At 38.3% G+C, this 21,539-nt stretch carries 22 protein-coding genes; 16 read left to right on the top strand and 6 right to left on the bottom strand.

The genetic code is table 11. The features are described 5' to 3' along the window. Window positions 1-342: 342 nt before the first annotated feature. Window positions 343-681, top strand: a complete 339-nt coding sequence (locus tag C9J37_RS24590) for a hypothetical protein (RefSeq protein ID WP_107897515.1) — start codon at window positions 343-345, stop codon at window positions 679-681. Window positions 682-1,296: 615 nt separating this feature from the next. Here the strand turns inward: C9J37_RS24590 and C9J37_RS24585 are convergent. The 5 genes from C9J37_RS24585 to C9J37_RS24565 form a co-directional block, all read right to left on the bottom strand. Then, window positions 1,297-1,956, bottom strand: a complete 660-nt coding sequence (locus tag C9J37_RS24585) for a peroxiredoxin-like family protein (protein WP_107897514.1) — start codon at window positions 1,954-1,956, stop codon at window positions 1,297-1,299. Between the two features lie 130 nt (window positions 1,957-2,086). Next, the gene (locus tag C9J37_RS24580) at window positions 2,087-2,773 is read right to left on the bottom strand and encodes a Crp/Fnr family transcriptional regulator (RefSeq protein ID WP_107897513.1); all 687 of its coding nucleotides are present in this window, start codon (window positions 2,771-2,773) and stop codon (window positions 2,087-2,089) included. Between the two features lie 158 nt (window positions 2,774-2,931). Next, the gene (gene rlmD, locus C9J37_RS24575) at window positions 2,932-4,320 is read right to left on the bottom strand and encodes a 23S rRNA (uracil(1939)-C(5))-methyltransferase RlmD (protein WP_107897516.1); all 1,389 of its coding nucleotides are present in this window, start codon (window positions 4,318-4,320) and stop codon (window positions 2,932-2,934) included. A gap of 72 nt (window positions 4,321-4,392) precedes the next feature. After that, complete coding sequence (locus C9J37_RS24570; protein WP_107897512.1) at window positions 4,393-5,211, bottom strand: polysaccharide deacetylase family protein; 819 nt, start codon at window positions 5,209-5,211, stop codon at window positions 4,393-4,395. A gap of 84 nt (window positions 5,212-5,295) precedes the next feature. Next, window positions 5,296-6,192 carry a TIGR01777 family oxidoreductase gene (locus tag C9J37_RS24565; protein WP_107897511.1) on the bottom strand — a complete coding sequence of 299 codons (897 nt, stop codon included), beginning with the start codon at window positions 6,190-6,192 and terminating at the stop codon, window positions 5,296-5,298. Window positions 6,193-6,292: 100 nt separating this feature from the next. Between C9J37_RS24565 and recX the strand changes: the two genes are divergently transcribed. From recX to C9J37_RS24550, 3 genes are read left to right on the top strand one after another with little or no spacing between them, the layout of a single operon-like run. After that, complete coding sequence (gene recX / locus C9J37_RS24560) at window positions 6,293-7,096, top strand: recombination regulator RecX (protein ID WP_107897510.1); 804 nt, start codon at window positions 6,293-6,295, stop codon at window positions 7,094-7,096. Then, the gene (locus C9J37_RS24555) at window positions 7,093-7,422 is read left to right on the top strand and encodes a YfhH family protein (protein ID WP_107897509.1); all 330 of its coding nucleotides are present in this window, start codon (window positions 7,093-7,095) and stop codon (window positions 7,420-7,422) included. The genes recX and C9J37_RS24555 overlap by 4 nt, the downstream gene beginning before the upstream one ends. After that, complete coding sequence (locus tag C9J37_RS24550; protein WP_107897508.1) at window positions 7,423-7,692, top strand: YfhJ family protein; 270 nt, start codon at window positions 7,423-7,425, stop codon at window positions 7,690-7,692. It begins immediately after the preceding gene. 85 nt (window positions 7,693-7,777) lie between these two features. Here C9J37_RS24550 and C9J37_RS24545 read toward each other — a convergent pair whose 3' ends face one another. Continuing rightward, complete coding sequence (locus tag C9J37_RS24545) at window positions 7,778-8,764, bottom strand: metal-dependent hydrolase (protein WP_107897507.1); 987 nt, start codon at window positions 8,762-8,764, stop codon at window positions 7,778-7,780. A 229-nt stretch (window positions 8,765-8,993) separates the two neighbouring features. Here C9J37_RS24545 and mutY point away from each other — a divergent pair, with 229 nt between their 5' ends. From mutY to C9J37_RS24485, 12 genes are all read left to right on the top strand, one after another. After that, entirely contained in the window at window positions 8,994-10,025 is a 1,032-nt protein-coding gene (gene mutY, locus C9J37_RS24540) for an A/G-specific adenine glycosylase (protein WP_107897506.1), read from the top strand. An 80-nt stretch (window positions 10,026-10,105) separates the two neighbouring features. Continuing rightward, entirely contained in the window at window positions 10,106-10,282 is a 177-nt protein-coding gene (locus tag C9J37_RS24535; RefSeq protein WP_080653394.1) for a gamma-type small acid-soluble spore protein, read from the top strand. Window positions 10,283-10,578: 296 nt separating this feature from the next. Beyond that, window positions 10,579-11,130, top strand: a complete 552-nt coding sequence (gene ntdP, locus C9J37_RS24530) for a nucleoside tri-diphosphate phosphatase (protein WP_024364550.1) — start codon at window positions 10,579-10,581, stop codon at window positions 11,128-11,130. Window positions 11,131-11,374: 244 nt separating this feature from the next. Further along, window positions 11,375-13,099 (top strand): ABC transporter ATP-binding protein, encoded by a 1,725-nt coding sequence (locus C9J37_RS24525; protein ID WP_201262214.1) that lies wholly within the window; start codon window positions 11,375-11,377, stop codon window positions 13,097-13,099. Window positions 13,100-13,426: 327 nt separating this feature from the next. Beyond that, window positions 13,427-14,440, top strand: coding sequence for an ABC transporter ATP-binding protein (locus tag C9J37_RS24520; RefSeq protein WP_024364552.1), 1,014 nt, complete (start codon window positions 13,427-13,429; stop codon window positions 14,438-14,440). After that, window positions 14,415-15,395, top strand: a complete 981-nt coding sequence (locus C9J37_RS24515; protein WP_025220606.1) for an ABC transporter ATP-binding protein — start codon at window positions 14,415-14,417, stop codon at window positions 15,393-15,395. Before C9J37_RS24520 ends, C9J37_RS24515 begins: the two co-directional genes overlap by 26 nt. Before the next feature lie 31 nt (window positions 15,396-15,426). Beyond that, window positions 15,427-17,043: an ABC transporter substrate-binding protein gene (locus C9J37_RS24510; RefSeq protein ID WP_107897504.1), complete on the top strand. Its 1,617-nt coding sequence runs from the start codon at window positions 15,427-15,429 to the stop codon at window positions 17,041-17,043. 246 nt (window positions 17,044-17,289) lie between these two features. After that, entirely contained in the window at window positions 17,290-18,294 is a 1,005-nt protein-coding gene (locus C9J37_RS24505; RefSeq protein ID WP_069509459.1) for an ABC transporter permease, read from the top strand. A gap of 15 nt (window positions 18,295-18,309) precedes the next feature. Beyond that, complete coding sequence (nikC, locus tag C9J37_RS24500) at window positions 18,310-19,203, top strand: nickel transporter permease (RefSeq protein WP_107897503.1); 894 nt, start codon at window positions 18,310-18,312, stop codon at window positions 19,201-19,203. Window positions 19,204-19,572: 369 nt separating this feature from the next. Further along, complete coding sequence (locus C9J37_RS24495; protein ID WP_069509454.1) at window positions 19,573-20,187, top strand: TerD family protein; 615 nt, start codon at window positions 19,573-19,575, stop codon at window positions 20,185-20,187. Window positions 20,188-20,218: 31 nt separating this feature from the next. Further along, on the top strand, window positions 20,219-20,800 hold the full coding sequence (locus C9J37_RS24490) for a TerD family protein (RefSeq protein WP_024364558.1): 582 nt from the start codon (window positions 20,219-20,221) through the stop codon (window positions 20,798-20,800). A gap of 35 nt (window positions 20,801-20,835) precedes the next feature. Further along, window positions 20,836-21,411 (top strand): TerD family protein, encoded by a 576-nt coding sequence (locus tag C9J37_RS24485; protein WP_025220601.1) that lies wholly within the window; start codon window positions 20,836-20,838, stop codon window positions 21,409-21,411. The last annotated feature ends 128 nt before the right edge of the window (window positions 21,412-21,539 follow it).

The following is a 21,539-nucleotide window of genomic DNA, read 5'->3' as shown; positions in this document are numbered from 1 at the left end:
CCCGCGGAGTGAGGTGGAATACCCGCGTGATGGTGAAATACCCGCGAAAGTAGAGTGAATACCCGCGGAATGGGGTGAAATACCCGCGAAAATAGAGTGAATACCCGCGGAGTGAGGTGGAATACCCGCGGAATGGGGTGGAATACCCGCGGAATGGGGTGAAATACCCGCGAAAGTAGAGTGAATACCCGCGGAATGGGGTGAAATACCCGCAGATGCAGGAAGTGATTTTGCGGAAGCGAGTGTGGAATAGGAGGAGAATTAATAATAGTAACAAGAAGTAACTAGTAATTGGTGATATTATGGTTAAAAGATTTAATTTAAGAATAAGGAGGACATTCCTTGAAAATTATGCGTAACTCAGACCTTTTAAGTGACAGTGAGATAATGGATTTATTAGATGATTCTCAAAGGACGATTAAAACTTTAAAAAAAGAAGAACTTACAGAAGCAGCTAGGGCTATATTAAGAGAATCGTTAGAAAAATCCATAGAAATATATAAACAAAATAAAGATTTTGGAAGTTTTGAAACCTTTAGCAATATATTGTGTAATTTTGAGAGCTTAAAATTTTATTTAGAGTTTGATCATGAAAATTCTATTGCATATTCTTTTGTATGTAATAAAGAGACTGAGCATTATGCGTTAAAAGATAGTGGTTTTTTTACCTTGTTAAAATAAAAAGAAACGCTAAAGGTAAAAAAGCAAAAACTAAAAGTAAAAATAATGCTACCAATTTTGATATTTTACATAGTAGAGAGTAAAAAAATACGACAATCTAGGAAAACTGCTTGATGATAAGTTTTTTTCCATTGAAAAGTGAAAGTGTGGGTGACATTGATTTCTGGAGAGGATTAGGAACCTAGAGGAGAGATTATCTATACAAGAGGCAGTCTACACCTACCTTCTGAAGTTGTAGTTTTAAGGAGTGAAATCATTTTTTGTATACGGGAAAGGAGAGTTGATTCTCTGGTGGGAGACCTGAATTCTGCGAAAGAAGCTCTTTTTTTATTTAAAATAAAAGAGCATCTCAAAAAACTTTGAGACGCTCTAACTGTTTATTTTCTTAACGCAAGCTTTGCAACACACTCAACTTGCAGTGTTTTTACAACATAGATTTAAGCTATGATAAAAACGTCCAATCTATAGTAATATTAACGTTGGAAACGATTATTTTATTGATTAGTTTGGCGACTATCAATCGCTTTTGGTCCGTCTCCTCGTTATTCCAAACGAATGTGGCTAACTGAGAGACTGTTTTTTATCTCATCATAATTTTTTAATTCGAGGATGCTGCTAAAGGGACTGAAGAATATGCATCACCTTACTAGGTTCCATGCGTTTTTTATAGTCTGCTTCGGCGCTAGCAAAACGGATAATGCCTGCTTTATCAATTACATAAGTAGCTGGTACTGGAAGTTCCCAAGAATGATCACCATTAAATGTTTCGAGTGAAATATCAAGCGATCTGTAGATAGGATATACATATTCAGGCAATTTAAATTTAAGATTATATTTTTCTGCTGTTTTATTGTGCAAGTCGCTTAAAACATGAAAATTTAATTCGTTCTTTTCTTGTACAGATGCAGAATAGTTTGGAGTTTGAGGGCTAACTGCAATCAATTGGCCCCCAATTGCCTTAATGTCATCATTCATTCGCTGGTATGCTTTCAACTCAAGGTTACAGAATGGACACCATGTACCGCGATAAAATATCAGAACAACAGGACCTTTCAAAAGTTCTTCAGACAAAGTTATCTTTTGACCTGTAGAATCCACTAAAGTGAAGTCAGGCGCTTTGACTCCAGCTATTAAACCCCTACCAGAATCAGATGTACGTAAATCCTGAATCGATTTTTCGAATGCATCCAGCACTTCCTTTGGGAGCACCTTTTCCATATGTGTAGCTGCTATATCTAAATCTCTTTGCAATTTTTGAAATGGTGTGTTTTCCATTATGTCATCTCCGTATCGTATTATATTTTGTATGTAGTTATACGATACATCTTTTTCTAGAAGGAAGATGTAATGTTGTTTACAACTCATTTTGAAAATCTCTTTGCTACTTGATACGCTCCAGCATTTTTCAGTCTAAGAAATGTTTCTCTCCTAAAGCTTTCCGATGAATATAGATTGTTTTAAATCCTGTCTTAATGACTTCTTCTTTAACAAGTTCTTGTAAGACCACAGTTACAGCTTCTCTGGTTGCACCAACTAAATTGGCGATTTCTTGATGCGAAAGAGGAAAATCTATTTTGTAATACTCATTATCACCCGTAAGTCCAAACTGATCAGATAGTTTAATAAGCGCATATAAAACTTTGTCATGTAGTTTCCCAAGAGCTAGATTTTGCGTTAATTGACTCATACCGATAACTCGATTACTAAGTACTTTTAACAATGTCATCATAAAGTGAGGCCGCTGAATTAAAAAATTTTCAAATCTTTCCTTATTCATCAAACATATGTGGCTTTCCTCTATCGTTTCAATAAAATTCTCTCGGGTACCAAATGATATGATATCCATTTCCCCAAATACATTACCTTCGTTGAGTATATCCGAAGTAAATTGCTTACCTTGAGCATTTACCTTATACAGGCGCAACTTCCCCTTTTTAACAAAGTAAAGCCCCTCCGAAAAAGTTTCTGGTGTTTGAATAAAAGTGTTTTTCGGAAAAGTCGTTATTAAAGTTAATTGTTCCATTTCTATTAAATCTTCCATCGAGAGCGAATTAAGCAGATTAAATTGCGATAAGTATTGAATGTTATCCATTTCTCCTCCTTATAATTGCATGGGCTCTACAAGACTATAACACATGAAATCAATCGACAACCGGTGCCATTCACTCAGCTTAAGCAGAACTGTAAAAAAACGCAGTCTACAAAATGTAGACTACGCCTAATCAAAATCAACAAAATTTTAAAAGTATATCATTTTCGATGTTCCGCTTTAAGAACCAAGGAGCAAACGCACTCCACTTGGGCAGTTTGTGCGAACATGTCAACGGGCTGAATATATTCCACATCATAAAGTTTTGATAATTCCTGTAAATCTTTAGCCAGTGTAGAGGGGTTACAAGAAGTATAGACAAAACGTTTTGGCTTTAGTTTTAGAACTGTACGAATAAATTCTGGTGCAAGGCCTGTGCGCGGCGGATCGACGGTAATCACATCCGGCGTAAAGCCTTCTTTGCGCCATTTCGCTAAAACACTTTCAGCAGTGCCCACCGCGTATTTCGTATGTTTAAAACCATGCTTGCGTGCATTAGTTCGAGCATCTTGAATGCTTTCTGGAATAACATCCATACCACGAACTTCTTTTGCTTGATCAGCTAGCCATAAACCAATTGTTCCCACACCACAGTAAGCATCAACAACTGTTTCTTTACCTGTTAATGCCGCTGCTTTTTTAATTTCATTGTATAAATGTACGGTTTGTGTTGGATTCAATTGGAAGAATGCACGAGCAGAAAGGTCGAATGCTAATTCCCCAAGTTCCTCATGAATTGTTTCTTTACCGTCCAGCACAATCGTTTCATCACCGAAAATTAGAGAAGTTTTTTCACGATTAATATTTTGTGCAATCGACACAATACTTGGGTCGATTTTTTTAATGCGTGTTATAAGCTCAGCAAGGTGGGGAATTTCTTTGCGTGTCGTTACAAGCACGACTTGCGTTTCACCTGTACGAATCCCTGTACGTACAACAATCGTACGCACTAAGCCATCGAGCGTACGACCATCGTAAATTGTAATATTTAGTTTTTGTAAGATTTTACGTGTTGCTACTGTAATTTTTGATGTGATTGGATGTTGTACAAGACAATCGTTAATATTCAGTAGCTTGTTGCTGCCTTCAGTAAAAAGACCTGCATAAACACGTTTGCCTTCTTTGCGTACTTGGAACTGGCTTTTATTGCGATAATGCCATGGGTTATCCATACCCAGTGTATGGCGAACTTCTACAGATGCAGCTAACGGCTTAGCATAGCGTTCTAAAGCTTGCATCACAATATCGCGTTTTTCAAGAAGTTGTTTTTCGTATGTCATATGTTGAAGTTGACAACCGCCGCATTCATTGTAAACAGGGCAAGGTGCTTCCTGACGATACGGAGATGCTTTGCGAATCGCCAGTATTTCAGCCTCTGCGAAATTTTGTTGTGTTTTTGTGACTTGAGCAGTAATTTCTTCTCCTGGAATAGCGCCTTTTACGAAGACAACGTTGCGTTTATAAAAGCCCACGCCTTCGCCATTAATACCAAGTCTCTTTATCGTTAATGGGAATTTTTGTCCCACTTCCATCGTTGTTTGTTGCGTCAAGCGATCCACGTCCTTTAACTTTGTACAGCACGTAGTTACTGATAACATGCTGATATCATCTCCCCATTATAACTAAGGAGTGGACGATTGCATAGTGACAGGGAAATCTTCGTACTCCAATACTAAATCGTCGAGCGATAAAAATGTATAGCCTTGCTTTTTCGCTTCGGCAATAAATAAAGGAAGTGCTTCTGCATTATCTTGCGCTACGGTATGCATTAAAATGACAGCACCTGGGTGAAGTTGTTCCATCAACGCATTATAGGCATAATCTGCTCCACGTCGTTCATCTTTTAGCCAATCTTTAAAAGCGACAGACCAGAAAATATGACGGTAGCCTTCCGCATTGCCGACTTCCAACAACTTCGCATTAAAAATTCCTTCTGGTGGGCGGGCATATGTTGTACGGTCAATGCCTGTTAATTCACGTAATTTCCCATCGAATTTGCGCCATTCTGCACGCATACCATCTCTCGTTAACCTAGCCATATTTGGATGACCATAGGAATGGTTGCCGATAGTATGACCATCTTGCACCATCCGTTTCACAAGGTCTCCAGCGCTTTCTAGATAATGACCGGTTAAGAAGAAAGTTGCTGGCGCTTTTTCTTTTTCTAGCGTATCCAATATGCTTTCAGTAAAGCCATTTTCGTATCCATTATCGAAGGTTAAGTAAGCAACTTTTTTATCGGTTTTTCCTTTATAAATTGCTCCATATTGGTCGAGTAGCTTGTCAAGTTGTGCTCCTGCTTGTGCTGGTTCGCCATTCTGTGCTTTTTTAATGCCCCAATGATATTCATCTGAGCCTGAAGCAAAGTATGGATTAAAGCTAATTGCTGCGGCAATAATAAATGTAGCAATTACCGCACCTACAATATGTTGTTTCCACATAAAAAACGCATCCTTTCCTTTTCGTTTAGGATGCGTTACTTTTTAAAATTTATCCTACTTCAAGTCGCACTTTGCACACGGATTTTATAATAAATTTTCAAGTGCTTCTTTTAAATGTGGAAATTTAAATTCGAAGTTGTGCGCTTGTAAAACTGTTGGTAATACATGCTGGCCTTCTAAGACAAGCATACTTTGTTCGCCAAGAGCTAAACGCATGGCAAAACTCGGGACTGGCAACCAATGACGGCGCTTCATTAGCTGTGCGATAGTTTGTCCGAATTCCTTCATGCGTGTAGCATAAGGAGCTGTGACATTAAATGGTCCACTGATGGACGCATTTGTAATCGCAAAATAAATGGCACGTGCCACATCCTCGATATGAACCCATGATAGCCATTGCTCACCCGAACCAATCGTACCACCTATATGCAATTTATAAGGCAATAGCATGGAAGGCAGTGCGCCATTGTCATGACCTAAAATAACGCCAAAGCGTGCGAGTGCTACACGAACGCCTAGTTTTTCAGCTCGCAAAGCATGGCGTTCCCAATCATGAACGGTCCATCCTAAAAAATCAGTTGCATAATCCTTAAAATTTTCACTATAGGTTGTCGCTATGGAAGGTGGATAAATGCCAACTGCACTGGCATTTACAAGCACTTCGGGCGTTTTATCTAGTTCCTCTATAATGCGAACGATTTCTAATGTAGCATCCATCCGACTCGTATAAATCGCCTTCTTTTGTTTTTTTGTCCAACGGCCGTCATTTAGTGATACACCAGCCAAATTAACGAATGCATCAATATTGTCTAATTCTTTTTCTGGTCGTGCGCCATCTTGTAGCCATTGGACATAATGAATGCCATTTTCGTATTTAGAATTGCTGCGTGACAAGACAAATAGTTCATGGCCTTGCTCTTGTAACAGTTTGGTTAGCGCTTTCCCAACAAAACCAGTACCGCCCGCAATAACGATTTTCATACGAACCCCTCCTTTTTCCAAATAGATGTAACTCAACTATACACAAAGATAGAAAAAAAGAAAAAGATGTTATAATGTTTAGGCAAAGGAGTGGTTTCATATGCGTGTTATTACAAAAATTGCACGTCAAAAAAACAATCCAGAACGTTATAATATATATTTGAACGAGGAATACGCTTTCCCAGTAGATGAGGCAATTCTCATACAATTTGGTCTGACAAAAGGGAAGGTACTCGAAGAATTTGATATTCAGGAAATTGCCTATGAAGATGAAATTCGTAAGGCATTTAATAAAGGGCTGAATTTTTTATCCTATCAAATGCGAAGTGAGCATGAGGTGAAGAAAAAGTTAAGCTCACTAGAGTTCGGCGAAGCAGTCATATTAGAAGCTATCCAAAAGTTAAAATCATATGGCTTTTTAAATGATGAATCTTATTCAATAGCATTGCTAAATACCAAAAAAGCTACCATGAAAAAAGGCCCGCGAGCTATTCGACAAGATCTTATGAAAAAGGGAATCGATAAAAGTTTGCAAGATGAAGTACTGGAAACATTTAGCCATGAGGAACAAGTTAAGCTTGCCACACAGCTTGCTGAAAAAGTAATTCGTTCTGAAAAAAAGAAAACACCATCGCAAATAAAGGCCAAAATTCAAGATTTTTTAATGCGAAAAGGGTATTCATTTACTATTGTAGATGAAGTACTTGGACAGATTGAAATCGAACAAGCAGAAGATGAATGGCAGGCATTGCTTGATGTGCAAGGCGAAAAAGTTTGGAAAAAGTATGCCTCGAAGTATACTGGTTATGAATTAAAAATGAAAACGAAGCAGGCGCTTTATCAAAAGGGATTTCCTGTAGAAATTATAGATCGTTTTATAGAAGAGAAGGAGAATGAAGAATGAATGAGAAAAACTATGCTGCAATGACAGAGCATGAATTACGTGAAGAAGTAGCTAAGCTTAAAGAAAAGGCTCGCAAAGCGGAACAACTAGGCATACTTAATGAATTTGCAGTATACGAACGTAAAGCTTTAATGGCAGCAGCTTATTTAGTCGATTTAGATACGATTGTCCCAGGGGAAATGTACCGCATTGATGGCTCTGACAACAACTTTTTCCAAGTGGATTATTTAAAAGGGCGATTTGCTTGGGGGCATCGTCTTGGCGGCGATAAGTATCAGGAAGCCTTACCTGTTTCTATACTATCACCAATAAAGGTGGGCAAGTAAATGCAAGAAAAAATTGACAAACTAACAACAGAATTACTGGCAAAAAACCCTGAAATGTCTGTAGGTCGTGCGCGAGTTTGGGTGGAGCTTCTTTGGAGTGATTTTGAATCCTCGTCTGCTAAAGCGGGCTACAATTACCGAGGGGCTGACTATACTGAAACGTTAGTGCGCCAATTAATCATCAGCTATGGTGATAAGCTTCATCTATTTGCAGGGCGCAATCCTAAATACGCTCATTTACTGGATACAAGTGACGATATCGTACAATAAATTGAAAACGGAATAGGTTAAAAAAGAAATAAAGCCGGTGTTCCTTAGTAGGATACCCCGGCTTTATTAGCTTTGTGTAGACTCTTTAATTGCTAGCGCCAATTTGTAATTTCTTCTGAAGTTTATCTTCGGTGAAAATCCAACCAGTGTAAGAGGTAATGATTTCGTTGGCATCGTTTAAATGAGCGACTGCAACGAAAGGATAGCGATTGTCACTACGGTAACGAAGATCAATTAACCTTACTTCTGTTAAGCCGTTTTCAAGCTCTGAAATTTCCCATCGATATAATGGTGAGAATGACACAAAGGCATCGAGATTCGGGTCTTTCATAGCAGCTTCAACAGTCGGTGTTTTCGGTAATGGTTTGATTTCAAATTTATCGTAAATATTAACTGTTCGCCCATACGCACGGCCAACATAGTAATGCGTTTTAGATTTTGCAGCGATGCGCCAGTGAAAAAATCGCATTGTAGGAGCTACAATAACATAATCTTCATCCTGTATGGTATTATGAACGGCTCTTTTAACCGCTTTTTGCACAGCAAATCGTAAAATATAATAGACGATAATAATGCCATACATGACGCTAAATGTCCAAACTGGATTTGCCCCAAATGCCCATAGTAATATACCGAGGCAATGGAGAGTGAATATTATCGGATCGAATGTATTAATAACACCAAGTGCAACCCATTTTCTAGAGAATGGGCGAATGGCCTGTGTTCCATATGCATTAAAAATATCAACGAAAACGTGAATGGCTACTGCAAGAAATGTCCAAAGCCATAAATGCAACACATTCGCGTCTTGAATAATTAGTGATAGCACGATTGTAATTAAAATTGGCCAGAGGACTACAGCTGGAATTGAATGGGTGATACCGCGATGATGTCGAATGTAAATCGCATTATTGCGAAGCTTTAAGACCGTATCAACATCAGGTGCTTGTGAGCCGATAATGGTACCTGCCATAACGGCGGTAAAGGTCATTGAATGATTTGCAACTACTGGGTCAGCTAAAGCGAGACCTCCGAGTGCTATGCCCATAACGAAATGTGTACCTGAATCCAAAATTATCCACTCCTAGCATGCGTGAAAAAGGCGTACAATGCATACATGTATATTTCAATATTGATATTGCTTTATACAGTTTACCTTTCTATCGCTAAGTATTCATTCACATAATACGGTAAATGTTACCGTATTAAAAATACGTTTTTGTCATATTATGCGAATTAGCTTTTCTTAATTGTATACCCTTTTTATCATAAATTAAATCGTAAAAACACGGGAGGTCACTGTGAATTATCCATATGTAACAGAATTTCGACAATCTTTAGTCGAATGGTTCGAAAAAGAAAAACGAGATTTACCATGGAGGCATACAAAGGACCCTTATAAAATTTGGGTGTCTGAGGTCATGCTACAGCAAACACGAGTTGACACAGTAATTCCTTATTATAATCGCTTTATGGAAAGCTTTCCAACGTTAGAATTATTAGCAGAGGCACCACAGGAATATTTATTAAAGCATTGGGAAGGCCTCGGTTATTACTCACGAGCACGGAATTTGCAAGCGGGTGTGCGTGAGGTATTAGAAAGTTACGGGGGAATTGTACCTGATAACCGGCATGAAATTTCAAAACTAAAAGGAATTGGTCCCTATACTGCAGGAGCTATATTAAGTATTGCCTATAATAAGCCCGAGCATGCAGTTGATGGTAATGTTATGCGTGTTTTAAGTCGTGTACTTAATATCCATGAAGATATTGCACTTCCAAAAACAAAGAAGATTTTTGAAGCGGCTGTTGAAGAATTAATTGATCCCGAAAATGCATCTTCCTTTAACCAAGGCTTAATGGAGCTTGGGGCGCTTATTTGTTCCCCAACTTCACCAAAGTGTTTATTATGTCCCGTCCGAGAATACTGTACAGCTTTTAACGAGGGAGAACCCGAAAATCTGCCTATTAAATCTAAAAAAGTAAAGATGAAGCATATTTCATACGATGTCTTTGTTTGTGAGGACGAAGATGGACGGATATTGATGGAACAGCGTCCAGAAGAAGGGTTACTCGCGAATATGTGGCAGTTTCCAATGGTGGAACAAGAAGATGATTCATTAATAAAATTTGCTCAACATCATGAATTAAATGTCCAAGCACACCAGCCAATTTTAACATTTAAGCATATTTTCTCTCATTTAACTTGGCATGTGAATGCTTATTATATGAAGAGTAAAACAGCTGAGAAGGGTGAATGGCTGACACGTGAGCAAATAGAATTATTACCGATGCCTGTACCTATGCTGAAAATATGGCAAGCGATCAAATAGTGGAAATGAAAATTTAAAAAATTAAGAGCATAAAAGTAATCACCTCTGTACACAATAATTAGCGTGGAGGTGAATGACTGATGAAGAAAAATCAAAACAACAACCAACAAGCAAATAAAAACATGCAACGCCAAAGTGAAGAGTTTGGTTATGAAACAGACTTCAACGAAGTGCAAAAGCAAAATGCTAAAGCTGAGCAGAATAAAGCTCAAGCTTCAGGCAAATACGCTAAGAATAACCAAAACGCGAGCGAGTAATCGCTCACTTTGTAACTGCATAATTGCATTTACCTTCTAAGGGGCTGTCTAACAATCGAAAAGATGAAAAGGACAGCCCTTTTCTATTCTTGGTGACACGTATTATATAGAAAGATAAAAAATTCCTGAAGTTGTTGTTATGATGGAAATTGCTATTAATTTACGAAAATTTGTACATAAATAACATGACACAGTGAAATTTGTAGTTTTCAACTACACCTTTCGCGTACAGATTGCTATAATATACTAGAGACTGCTAGATTTAGGTAGCATAGACGAAAAGGTGGGCTTCAAAAATGGCAATACCGGTAGAAGGAGAAACGATACAAATACATAGTTATAAGCACAACGGCCGCATCCACCGTGTTTGGCAAGAAACAATGGTTTTAAAAGGAACGAAAAACATTATAATCGGTGCGAATGAACGAACACTTGTGACAGAATCCGATGGTCGTACGTGGCTAACGAGAGAGCCTTCTATTTGTTATTTCCATGCGGAGCACTGGTTCAACATCATCTGCATGCTGCGTGAGGACGGTGTGTATTATTATTGTAATCTAAGCTCACCATTTGTTTTCGATAATAATGCCATTAAATATATTGACTACGATTTAGATATTAAGGTTTTTCCGGATATGTCTTATACCCTTTTAGATGAAGATGAATATGAACAACATCGACAGGAAATGTCTTACCCAGATGTAATCGATAAAATTTTAAAGCGCAATGTCGAAAAATTAATTAGCTGGATACAACAAAAAAGAGGGCCTTTTGCACCTGATTTTATCGATGCTTGGACGAATCGATATAAGTTTCAGCTCGATATGCAAGCAGATGATTGTCAGTAACACCTATTAGTTTAACTAATGGGTGTTTTTTTTCATGTAAAGGGTATTTTATAAAGAGAGATTGCGATGAAAATGAAAAATAGTTAGCACAAAAGTTTTACTAACTGTACTTCATGCTAAATATTGCTATAATACGTAAGGGCATTCAATAGTGAATGTCTGTTTCTTTTTGAATGTAGAAAGCCAGTTAAGAAATGGGTTTCAAATAAGGAAGTGAAGATAATTGGGTAGCGTAAAGCGTTATATGCGTTTTGTCAAACCATACACATGGGAAATACTTTTAACCGTATTCATTGGTATTGTGAAATTTGCGATTCCGTTATTTATTCCGTTGCTTATAAAAATAGTACTTGATGATATTATTGGTGCTGATGATTTAACGGATACAGAAAAAACAAAGGAATTGTTTTATTGGCTAGGTGGAACAATTATTGTATTTTTCGTGATACGTCCACCAATAGAATACTACCGTCAATACTTTGCACAGCATGTGAGTAATAAGGTACTTTTTGATATCCGAAAAGAAATTTATGCCCATCTACAGCGACTTAGCCTGAAGTATTACGCAAATACAAGAGCTGGCGAGGTCATTTCACGTGTTATTAACGATGTGGAACAAACGAAAAACTTTGTTATGACTGGTTTAATGAATGTTTGGCTTGACTTTGCAACAATTGTCATTGCAGTAGGTATTATGCTAGCAATGGATGTCAAACTGACGCTTGTTGCACTAATTGCATTCCCATTCTACGCAATTAGTGTAAAGTTCTTCTTTGGTAAACTACGAACTTTAACACGTAACCGTTCACAGGCACTTGCAGGTGTGCAAAGTTATTTACATGAGCGAGTGGCGGGAATGAGTATTATTAAAAGCTTTACGCTAGAAAAGCATGAACAACAGTTATTCAATGAAGCAAATGGTGAGTTTTTTGAAAAAGCGCTAGATCATACGAGATGGAATGCCAAGTCCTTTGCAGTAGTCAATACAATTACGGACGTGGCACCATTACTTGTTATTGCTTATGCCGGCTACCAGGTGATTAATGGATCATTATCGCTTGGAACAATGGTTGCTTTTATCGCTTATATTGAGCGACTTTATGGACCGCTTCGTCGATTAGTAAGTTCATCCACAACGTTAACACAATCTATCGCTTCGATGGATCGTATGTTTGAACTAATGGATGAGCCTTATGAGGTAAAAAACAAGGAAAATGCCCTTCCATTACCGCGAGCAACAGGTGAAGTACGATTTGAAAATGTAGCCTTTCAATATGAAGTGGATGGTTCGCCAATTTTAAAAAATATGAACTTTACCATAAAACCAGGGGAGACGGTTGCATTTGTAGGAATGAGTGGCGGTGGGAAATCTACCATTATTAGTTTAATCCCCCGTTTTTATGATGCGACAGCTGGAGCGGTTTTTGTAGATGGACATAATGTTAAAGATGTCACAATCCATTCATTGCGCTCACAAATTGGTATTGTGCTTCAAGATAATATTTTGTTTAGCGATTCAGTTAGGGAAAATATTTTGATGGGGAAACCAGGTGCGTCTGATGAGGAAGTAATGGCGGCTGCAAAAGCAGCTAATGCACATGACTTTATTATGAACTTACCAAATGGTTATAACACAAAGGTAGGAGAGCGGGGCGTAAAATTATCGGGTGGTCAAAAGCAACGAGTGGCCATTGCCCGTGTATTTTTAAAAAACCCCCCGATTTTAATTTTAGATGAAGCGACATCAGCGCTAGATTTGGAAAGTGAAGCACTTATTCAAGAATCATTAGATGCCCTTGTGCATGATCGCACAACGATTATTATTGCACACCGACTTTCAACCATTACACATGCCGATAATATTTTTGTTATTGATCATGGACAATTAATAGAAAAAGGTAATCATGAACAACTAATGAAGAAGCAAGGCACTTACTATAATTTATTCCAAGTACAACATTTAGATTAAGTATCACACAATATACGAATGCCGATGATTTGCACCGTAGGGGGTTTTAAGTCCCAAATTGTTTGCGTGCCTGGCACCTCAAAAGAGTCTTCCATTGTTAATAAAATGGAAGGCTTTTTTTGTGGAAATTTATCGATTTAACAGAAATTTTTGGAGGAGGGAGAGAGAAATGTAGAAAATATATGTGATTTGCAGAATAATAATGATTGAAAGAGAGAAAAATTTTAGTTAGAATTATCTGAAAATAGAGAATTTAGTGATAGTTAGTATATAATATTCTATAAAATTGTATTTTTTGAAAATATTGGTGAGGTGGGGCGATTGAACATGCGAAAAAAGCTGTTAGAAGTAAAAGGTTTACAAACAACGTTTTTCACAGATGATGGACAGATTCCTGCCGTTGATGATATTGATTTTTCAGTCCATGAAGGGGAAATTTTAGGGATTGTAGGGGAATCGGGTAGTGGGAAAAGTGTCACATCTTTGTCCATTATGGGATTGATCCCTTCACCACCAGGAAAAATTACTGGTGGACAAGTACTGCTAGAAGGCAAAAATTTAGCGAAATTAACGGATAAGCAAATGCAAAGAGTACGTGGTAAGGATGTGGCGATGATTTTTCAAGAGCCTATGACTTCCTTAAATCCTTTATTTACAATTGGCGAGCAATTAAAAGAAGCAATTTTAATCCATAATCCCAAGTGGTCGAAAAAGAAGGCTTTTGCGCGGGCGGTAGAAATTATGAAACTAGTAGGATTACCACGTGTAGAGGAACTACTAAAGGATTATCCTCATCAACTATCTGGTGGGATGCGCCAACGAGTGATGATTGCCATGGCATTGGTCTGTGACCCGAAGGTGCTGATTGCCGATGAGCCGACGACTGCCCTTGATGTGACGATTCAGGCACAAATTTTGCAACTAATGAAAGATTTGAACAAGCGTATGAATACGGCTGTCTTATTAATTACGCACGATTTAGGGGTCGTAGCAGAAACTTGCGAACGCGTTATTGTTATGTACGCAGGGCAAATTGTTGAAGAAGCACCTATTCAAGAAATTTTTAAAAATCCTAAGCATCCTTATACACAAGGACTCATTAAATCTGTGCCAGATATGCGTTACAAAAAAGATAGCCTTTACTCAATACCTGGCAGTGTACCTAGGCCGGGCACGATAAAAGACGGCTGTCGTTTTGCAGCACGCTGTGAATTTGCAATGGAACGTTGCCTACAACAAACACCACCTTTATATGAAGAGACAGAGCAACATAGAGCAAGGTGCTTTTTACTGGAAGAACAGGAGGTGATTCAATATGTCGAAAGTGCTATTGAAAGTTGAAGGGTTAAAAAAATACTTTCCAATTCGCAAAGGATTCTTGAATACGCAAGTTGGGGATGTAAAAGCTGTGGACAATGTATCCTTTGAAGTATTTGAAGGGGAAACATTAGGTATTGTGGGCGAATCAGGATGTGGTAAGTCAACGACAGGTCGCCTTTTAATGCGCTTGCTTGAACCGACCGCGGGGAACATTGAATTCGGTGGCAAAATGCTTTCTTCCTTATCGAATAGTGAAATGCGGAAAGCACGAAGGGATATCCAAATGATTTTCCAAGACCCGTATGCTTCACTTAATCCACGCCATTCCATTGGCAAGATTTTAGAGGAGCCACTCATTGTGCATGGCATGGGCAATTCAAAAGAACGCAAGCAGAAAGTAATCGAGCTGCTTAAAATTGTTGGCTTAAATGAATATCATGTAAAACGCTATCCTCATCAATTTAGTGGAGGACAGAGACAACGCATTGGCATTGCGCGAGCGCTGATGACCAACCCTCGTTTAATTATTGCGGACGAACCTGTTTCTGCGTTAGATGTATCGATTCAGGCTCAAGTTTTAAACCTAATGCAATCTTTGCAAAAGGAACTAAAGCTTACCTATATTTTTATCTCACATGACTTAGGTGTTGTACGCCATATAAGTAATCGTGTTGGGGTTATGTATTTAGGCAAATTAGTAGAGCTGACCGCAAGTGAAAATTTATATGCAGAGCCGCTCCACCCATATACGCAGGCATTATTATCTTCTGTTCCTGTGCCTGACCCAACTTTTGAACGTGAGCAGCTTATTATATCTGGAGATATTCCGAGTGCATCCAATCCGCCGAGTGGCTGTGCATTCCATACAAGATGTCCGTTTAAGAAAGCACAATGCTCAAGCGTAGTACCAAACATGCAAGAAGTGAAGCCGGGTCATTATGTTGCTTGTCATCTTTATGATGCCATTCAACATTGAATGATATAAAAAAGTTTTAGGGGGAAAATAGATGAAGAAAAAGAAGCTTTGGTCTTTAGGCGTAATGCTAATCCTTGTTCTCTCGACAATCTTAGCTGCGTGTAGTTCTGGCTCTGATGGCAAGGATACAGGTTCGAAGGACACGTCAACTGGCGGCAATTCAGCTAGCAGCGGTGAAAAAACATTAGTATATGGTCGAGGTGGCGACTCCACAGCTCTTGACCCTGCAACAGTAACAGAAGGTGAATCTTTTAAAGTAACAGTGAATATCTATGAAACACTTATTAATTTTGGAGAACAAGATGTTACTTTAAAGCCTGGTTTAGCAAAATCATGGGGAGCTTCGGATGATGGCTTAACTTACACATTCCAGCTTGAAGAAGGTGTAAAGTTCCACGACGGTTCAGATTTTAATGCAGAAGCGGTCGCAAAAAACTTTGAACGCTGGAAAGCTGGTGCAGATAAGTTCCCGTACTTTATGTCTCAATTTACGATGGGCGGGGAGCAAATCATTGAATCCATTACACCAGAAGGCGATTATACAGTTGTCTTTAAGTTGAAACAACCACAAGCACCATTCTTGAAAAATTTAGCGATGTCACCATTTGCCATTGCCTCTCCAAAAGCATTTGAAGCGAATGACGATGCACTAATTGATAAACCAGTTGGAACAGGTCCATTCAAATTTGTAAATTGGACACGTAATGATTCTATTACAATTGAAAAAAATCCTGATTATCGTATTGCAGGGTTACCAAAATTAGATAAAATAATTTTCCGTTCAATCCCTGATAACTCAGCACGCTTAAATGCGCTAAATAATGGTGAGGTAGATGTAGTAGATGGCTTAAGCCCATCAGATAAAGGATCGATTGAAACAAATGGCGATCTACAATTAATCGAACGTCCATCTATGAACGTAGGCTATCTTGGATTAACAGTAACACGTCCACCTTTCGATAACGTTAAAGTTCGTCAAGCTGTGAACTATGCCATTGATAAGCAAGCGTTAGTAGATGCGTTCTATGAAGGTTTAGCTGAGCCTGCGAAAAATCCAATGCCGCCAGTTATTGCTGGCTACAATGAAGATATTACAGGCTATGCTTATGACCCTGAAAAAGCAAAAGCATTGCTGAAAGAAGCAGGTTATGACGGTAAAGAAATTGAGCTTTGGGCAATGCCAGTACCACGTCCGTATATGCCAGATGGTCAAAAAATTGCAGAAGCGATTCAAAAGAATTTAGCTGATGTCGGAATTCCATCTAAAATCGTCTCATTCGAATGGGCTACGTATTTAGAAAAAGCTCAAAATGGTGAAGCGGATGCGTTCTTACTTGGTTGGACAGGTGATAACGGCGATGCTGATAACTTTATTTACACATTATTAGACGCTGATAATATCGGTTCAAACAACTACACATTCTACGACAACCCTGAGTTACACAAATTATTAGTTGCTGCGCAAACAGAAGTGAATGAAGACAAACGTAATGAGCTTTACAAACAAGCGCAGGTAATTATTTCTGAGGATGCACCTTGGGTTCCACTAGCACACTCTATTCCTATCTTAGCTGCAAGTACAAAAGTGACAAATTACTTTGCACATCCAACAGGTTCTGATCGTTTAGAAGCAGTAGATATGAATTAAACAATAAAGAAATAAAAATTGTCGCTACTCATAGTGACGTAACAAGATTTTTACAGCTTTGGACTTTGTCTAGTGTTGTAAAAACGGGTTGTGACTATGTTTGTCGCAACCCGTTTTTCTGTATGACAGACAAACCATCTAAACGTCTATCGTTTGTTGAAAGCTGTCCCTTTCTACAGTATGTGTATAGACTTCATGCTTTTCGCAGCAAAAGTATAATTAGAAAATTACAGAGAGGTGAAGAAAATGCTTCACTATATGGGAAGACGTTTATTTCAATTAATCCCAGTTTTGCTTGGAATGACTTTTATCGTCTTTATGCTCATTCGTCTAATTCCTGGTAATCCTGCACAAGTTATTTTAGGTCAGCAGGCGACGAAAGAGGCGGTTGAGGCATTGAACGCAAGTTTAGGATTAGACAAGCCATGGTACACGCAATATTTTGGCTATTTGGGTGGTATTTTTCAGGGCGATTTAGGCGTGTCTTTGCGTACAAAGTTACCTGTGTCACAAGAGATTTTTCCTTATTTAGCGGCAACAGCAGAATTAGCGATATTCGCAATGATTATAGCAGTCATTATTGGTGTCAATGCAGGTATTATTTCAGCTTGGTTCCAAAATTCATGGTTTGATTATATTGCGATGGTTGTTGCTTTAATTGGTGTATCTGTTCCGGTATTTTGGTTAGGTTTAATGGAACAATGGGCATTTAGCATTCAGCTTGGCTGGTTGCCTACATCTGGACGTAATGATGTACGAGACCCGATAACCGCGATTACGCATTTTTATTTGCTTGATACATTGATACAAGGCAGATTTGACCAATTTACAGAAGTGGTAAAGCGGTTAATCTTACCAGGGGTGGCGCTTGCTACGATTCCTATGGCGATTATTGCAAGGATTACCCGTTCGTCTATGCTTGAGGTCATGCGCTCTGATTATGTTCGAACAGCGAGAGCAAAAGGACAAAAAATGTTTATCGTCGTTTATAAACATGCATTAAAAAATGCTGTTATTCCAGTGTTAACAGTTATTGGTTTACAAACAGGGCTGCTACTAGGTGGTGCCATTTTAACAGAAACCATTTTCAGTTGGCCTGGCATTGGTCGTTATATTTATGATGCAATCGGATTCCGAGACTATCCAGTTATCCAATCAGGTATTTTAGTAGTTGCTTTTATTTTCATTATGATTAATTTAATTGTTGATCTGCTTTACACTGTGATAGATCCACGCATTAAATACAAATAGGAGGGAGATGCGAGAATGACTGGTGCGATAGATATAAAAAAAGAAGCAATGGCGAGTCAAGAGCGGGCGGCAGGTCCTTGGAGAGAGGGCTGGCGCAGCTTTAGAAAAAGCAAAATCTCCCTTGTTGGTGCTGGTATTGTCATATTTTTTATTGTCCTTGCTGTCTTTGGCCCTTACATTGCGCCACAAGGAATCAATGAACAGGACTTATCGAAGCGATTATTGGCACCTTCTAGTGCACATTGGTTTGGAACAGATGACTTTGGAAGAGATATTTTCTCCAGAATTATTCATGGTGCCCGTATTTCGTTAAGAATTGGATTTTTTGCTGTAATTCTTTCAGTTATTGTAGGGAGCTTACTTGGAATTCTTGCAGGGTATTATGGCAAATGGGTTGATACGATTATTTCTCGAATTTTTGATATTATGTTGGCGTTTCCTAGTATTTTATTAGCAATTGCTGTAGTGGCTGTACTTGGGCCATCATTACAAAATGCATTAATTGCCATTGCGATTATTAATGTACCAAACTTTGGGCGTTTAATTCGGTCAAAAGTGTTGAGTGTAAAAGAAGAAGAATATATCGTAGCTGCCAAAGCGATAGGGATGCGTGATTCACGTATTTTATTCTCACATATTTTACCCAATTCGATGACACCGATTATTGTCCAGGGGACACTTGCCATTGCGACGGCGATTATTGAAGCGGCTGCTCTAGGTTTCCTTGGATTAGGGGCACAGGCACCAGCACCTGAATGGGGGAAAATGCTAGCCGATGCGCGTATCTACTTGCTAAAAGCACCATGGACGATGATTTTCCCAGGGTTAGCTATCATGCTTACGGTACTAGGGTTTAATTTAATGGGAGATGGTCTGCGGGATGCGCTCGATCCGAAAATGAAAAGCTAATATGGTAAAGAGCCTTCTACTGAAAAGCTAGAAGGTTTTTATTTGGTAAAAAAGGGAGAATATAAAAATCTACTTTCATGTGGAGCCATTATTTGAATTTTATGTAATATTATTTTAGACTTAATGTATGTTGATACATACTTTTTGACGTAATAGCTATAAATTGAAAAATTTAAAGCAGTGTATTGAACAGTTGATTAAGAAAATGGATCGGACAATTACAATATGTAGCGAAAAGTTATTCGACTTCCGCAAGAAAGCAGTAACTGAACGTTTCTATTATTGGAGTTGCTAAAACATGTTCATCAACATATTTAAAATACTATTCACGATTTTTTAGCAAGGTATGCAAATAAGGAGGGCTTTAACATGGGGATTAATTTACAAAAGGGACAGCGTGTAGATTTAACAAAAGGCAATGCTGGTTTAAATAAAATTAAAGTAGGCTTAGGATGGGATCCAGTAGGCCAAACAAAAAGTGGTGGCTTATTAGGTGGCTTATTTTCTAGTGGTAGATCAGGAGGCAGAGATGTTGACTGTGATTCATCAGTTTTAATGTTGCAAGATGATCGTATAGTGGCAGGAGATGACGTCGTTTACTTCGGGAAATTATCAAGTAAATGCGGATCAGTTAAGCATTCTGGCGATAATTTAACAGGTGACGGTGCAGGTGATGATGAGGTCATTACAGTGGAGTTAGGAGCTGTGCCTGCACAATACAATAAATTAGTATTTGTTGTAAACATCTATGATGCGGCTGGTCGTAATCAACATTTCGGTATGATTCAAAATGCGTATATTCGCGTGTACGATGACAAGACAGGCAATGAATTAATTCGCTATAATTTAAGTGATGATTATTCGAATTTAACAACACTAGTTTGTGGTGAAATTTATCGTCACGGCAACGAGTGGAAATTTGCCGCTATTGGTAACGGTACAAATGATGTAAAACTTGGTGATGTAGTTCGAAGATATCAATAATTATAAATTATAAATTTGAGGAGGAATACAAATGGGTATTTCATTACAAAAAGGTCAAAAAGTTGATTTAACAAAAACAAATCCAGGATTATCAAATGTCATTGTAGGTTTAGGCTGGGATACGAATAAATACGATGGTGGACATGATTTTGATTTAGACTCTTCTATTTTTTTACTTGCTGATACAGGGAAAGTAGCAGACCAAAATGATTTTGTCTTCTACAACAATACTATCGGTGGTAATGGTTCTGTTGAACACTCTGGGGATAACTTAACAGGGGTTGGTGAAGGGGATGACGAAATCGTTAAAGTTTCGTTAAAAGAAGTACCTGCCCATGTGCAACGTCTAGCATTCACCGTTACAATCCATGATGCAGAAGCACGTAGCCAAAACTTTGGTATGGTATCGAACGCATTTATCCGCATTATTAATGCTGCGACGAATGAAGAAATCGTGCGCTATGATTTAGGTGAAGACTTTAGTATTGAAACAGCTGTTGTTGTCGGAGAACTATACCGTCACAATGGTGAATGGAAATTCAACGCAGTTGGTGCTGGATACCAAGGTGGTTTAGCGGCACTTTGTAATGATTATGGTTTAAACGTAAACTAACTTTTAACTTTATATGAGAAAGGGAGTTTCTTCTAATGGGTATTCAGTTAAGTAAAGGACAACGCATTGATTTAATGAAGCAAGACCCAGGCTTAAATAATGTAGGTATTGGTTTAGGTTGGGATGTTAAACAATTCGATGGAGGAAATGACTTTGACTTAGATGCATCTGTGTTTTTGTTAGATGCATCGGGAAAATGCCGTAATGAACAAGACTTTATTTTCTATAATAATTTAACAAGTCCAGACAAATCTGTTCAGCATATGGGTGATAACCGTACTGGTGTAGGTGATGGTGACGATGAAAAAATTCTTGTTAATTTAAAACAAGTGTCTCCTCAAATCGAAAAAATTGTTGTAACCGTGACAATTTATGATGCGGAAGGTCGCCGTCAAAACTTTGGACAAGTACTAAACGCTTATGTTCGATTAACGAACGAAGAATCTGGTTCAGAAGTACTTCGTTATGATTTAGGTGAAGATTTCAGCATAGAGACAGCGGTCGTATTTTGTGAGCTTTACCGACATAATGGCGAGTGGAAATTTGCTGCTGTTGGCTCTGGCTATCAAGGTGGTTTAGCTGCATTAATCAATGCTTATGGACTGCAATAATTAAAGTGGCGTTTATAACTAGATGGTTACGATTATGAATTGAATAGAGAAAGCGACGTAATGGAAGGCACTGTATTAGTCTGTATAAAACAGGTTGATGCAGTGTCTTTTTTACAAAATCATTCTTG

Source organism: Lysinibacillus mangiferihumi, from assembly GCF_003049665.1.
GTDB lineage: Bacteria > Bacillota > Bacilli > Bacillales_A > Planococcaceae > Lysinibacillus > Lysinibacillus mangiferihumi.
This window is presented reverse-complemented; position numbering and strand designations above follow the sequence as displayed.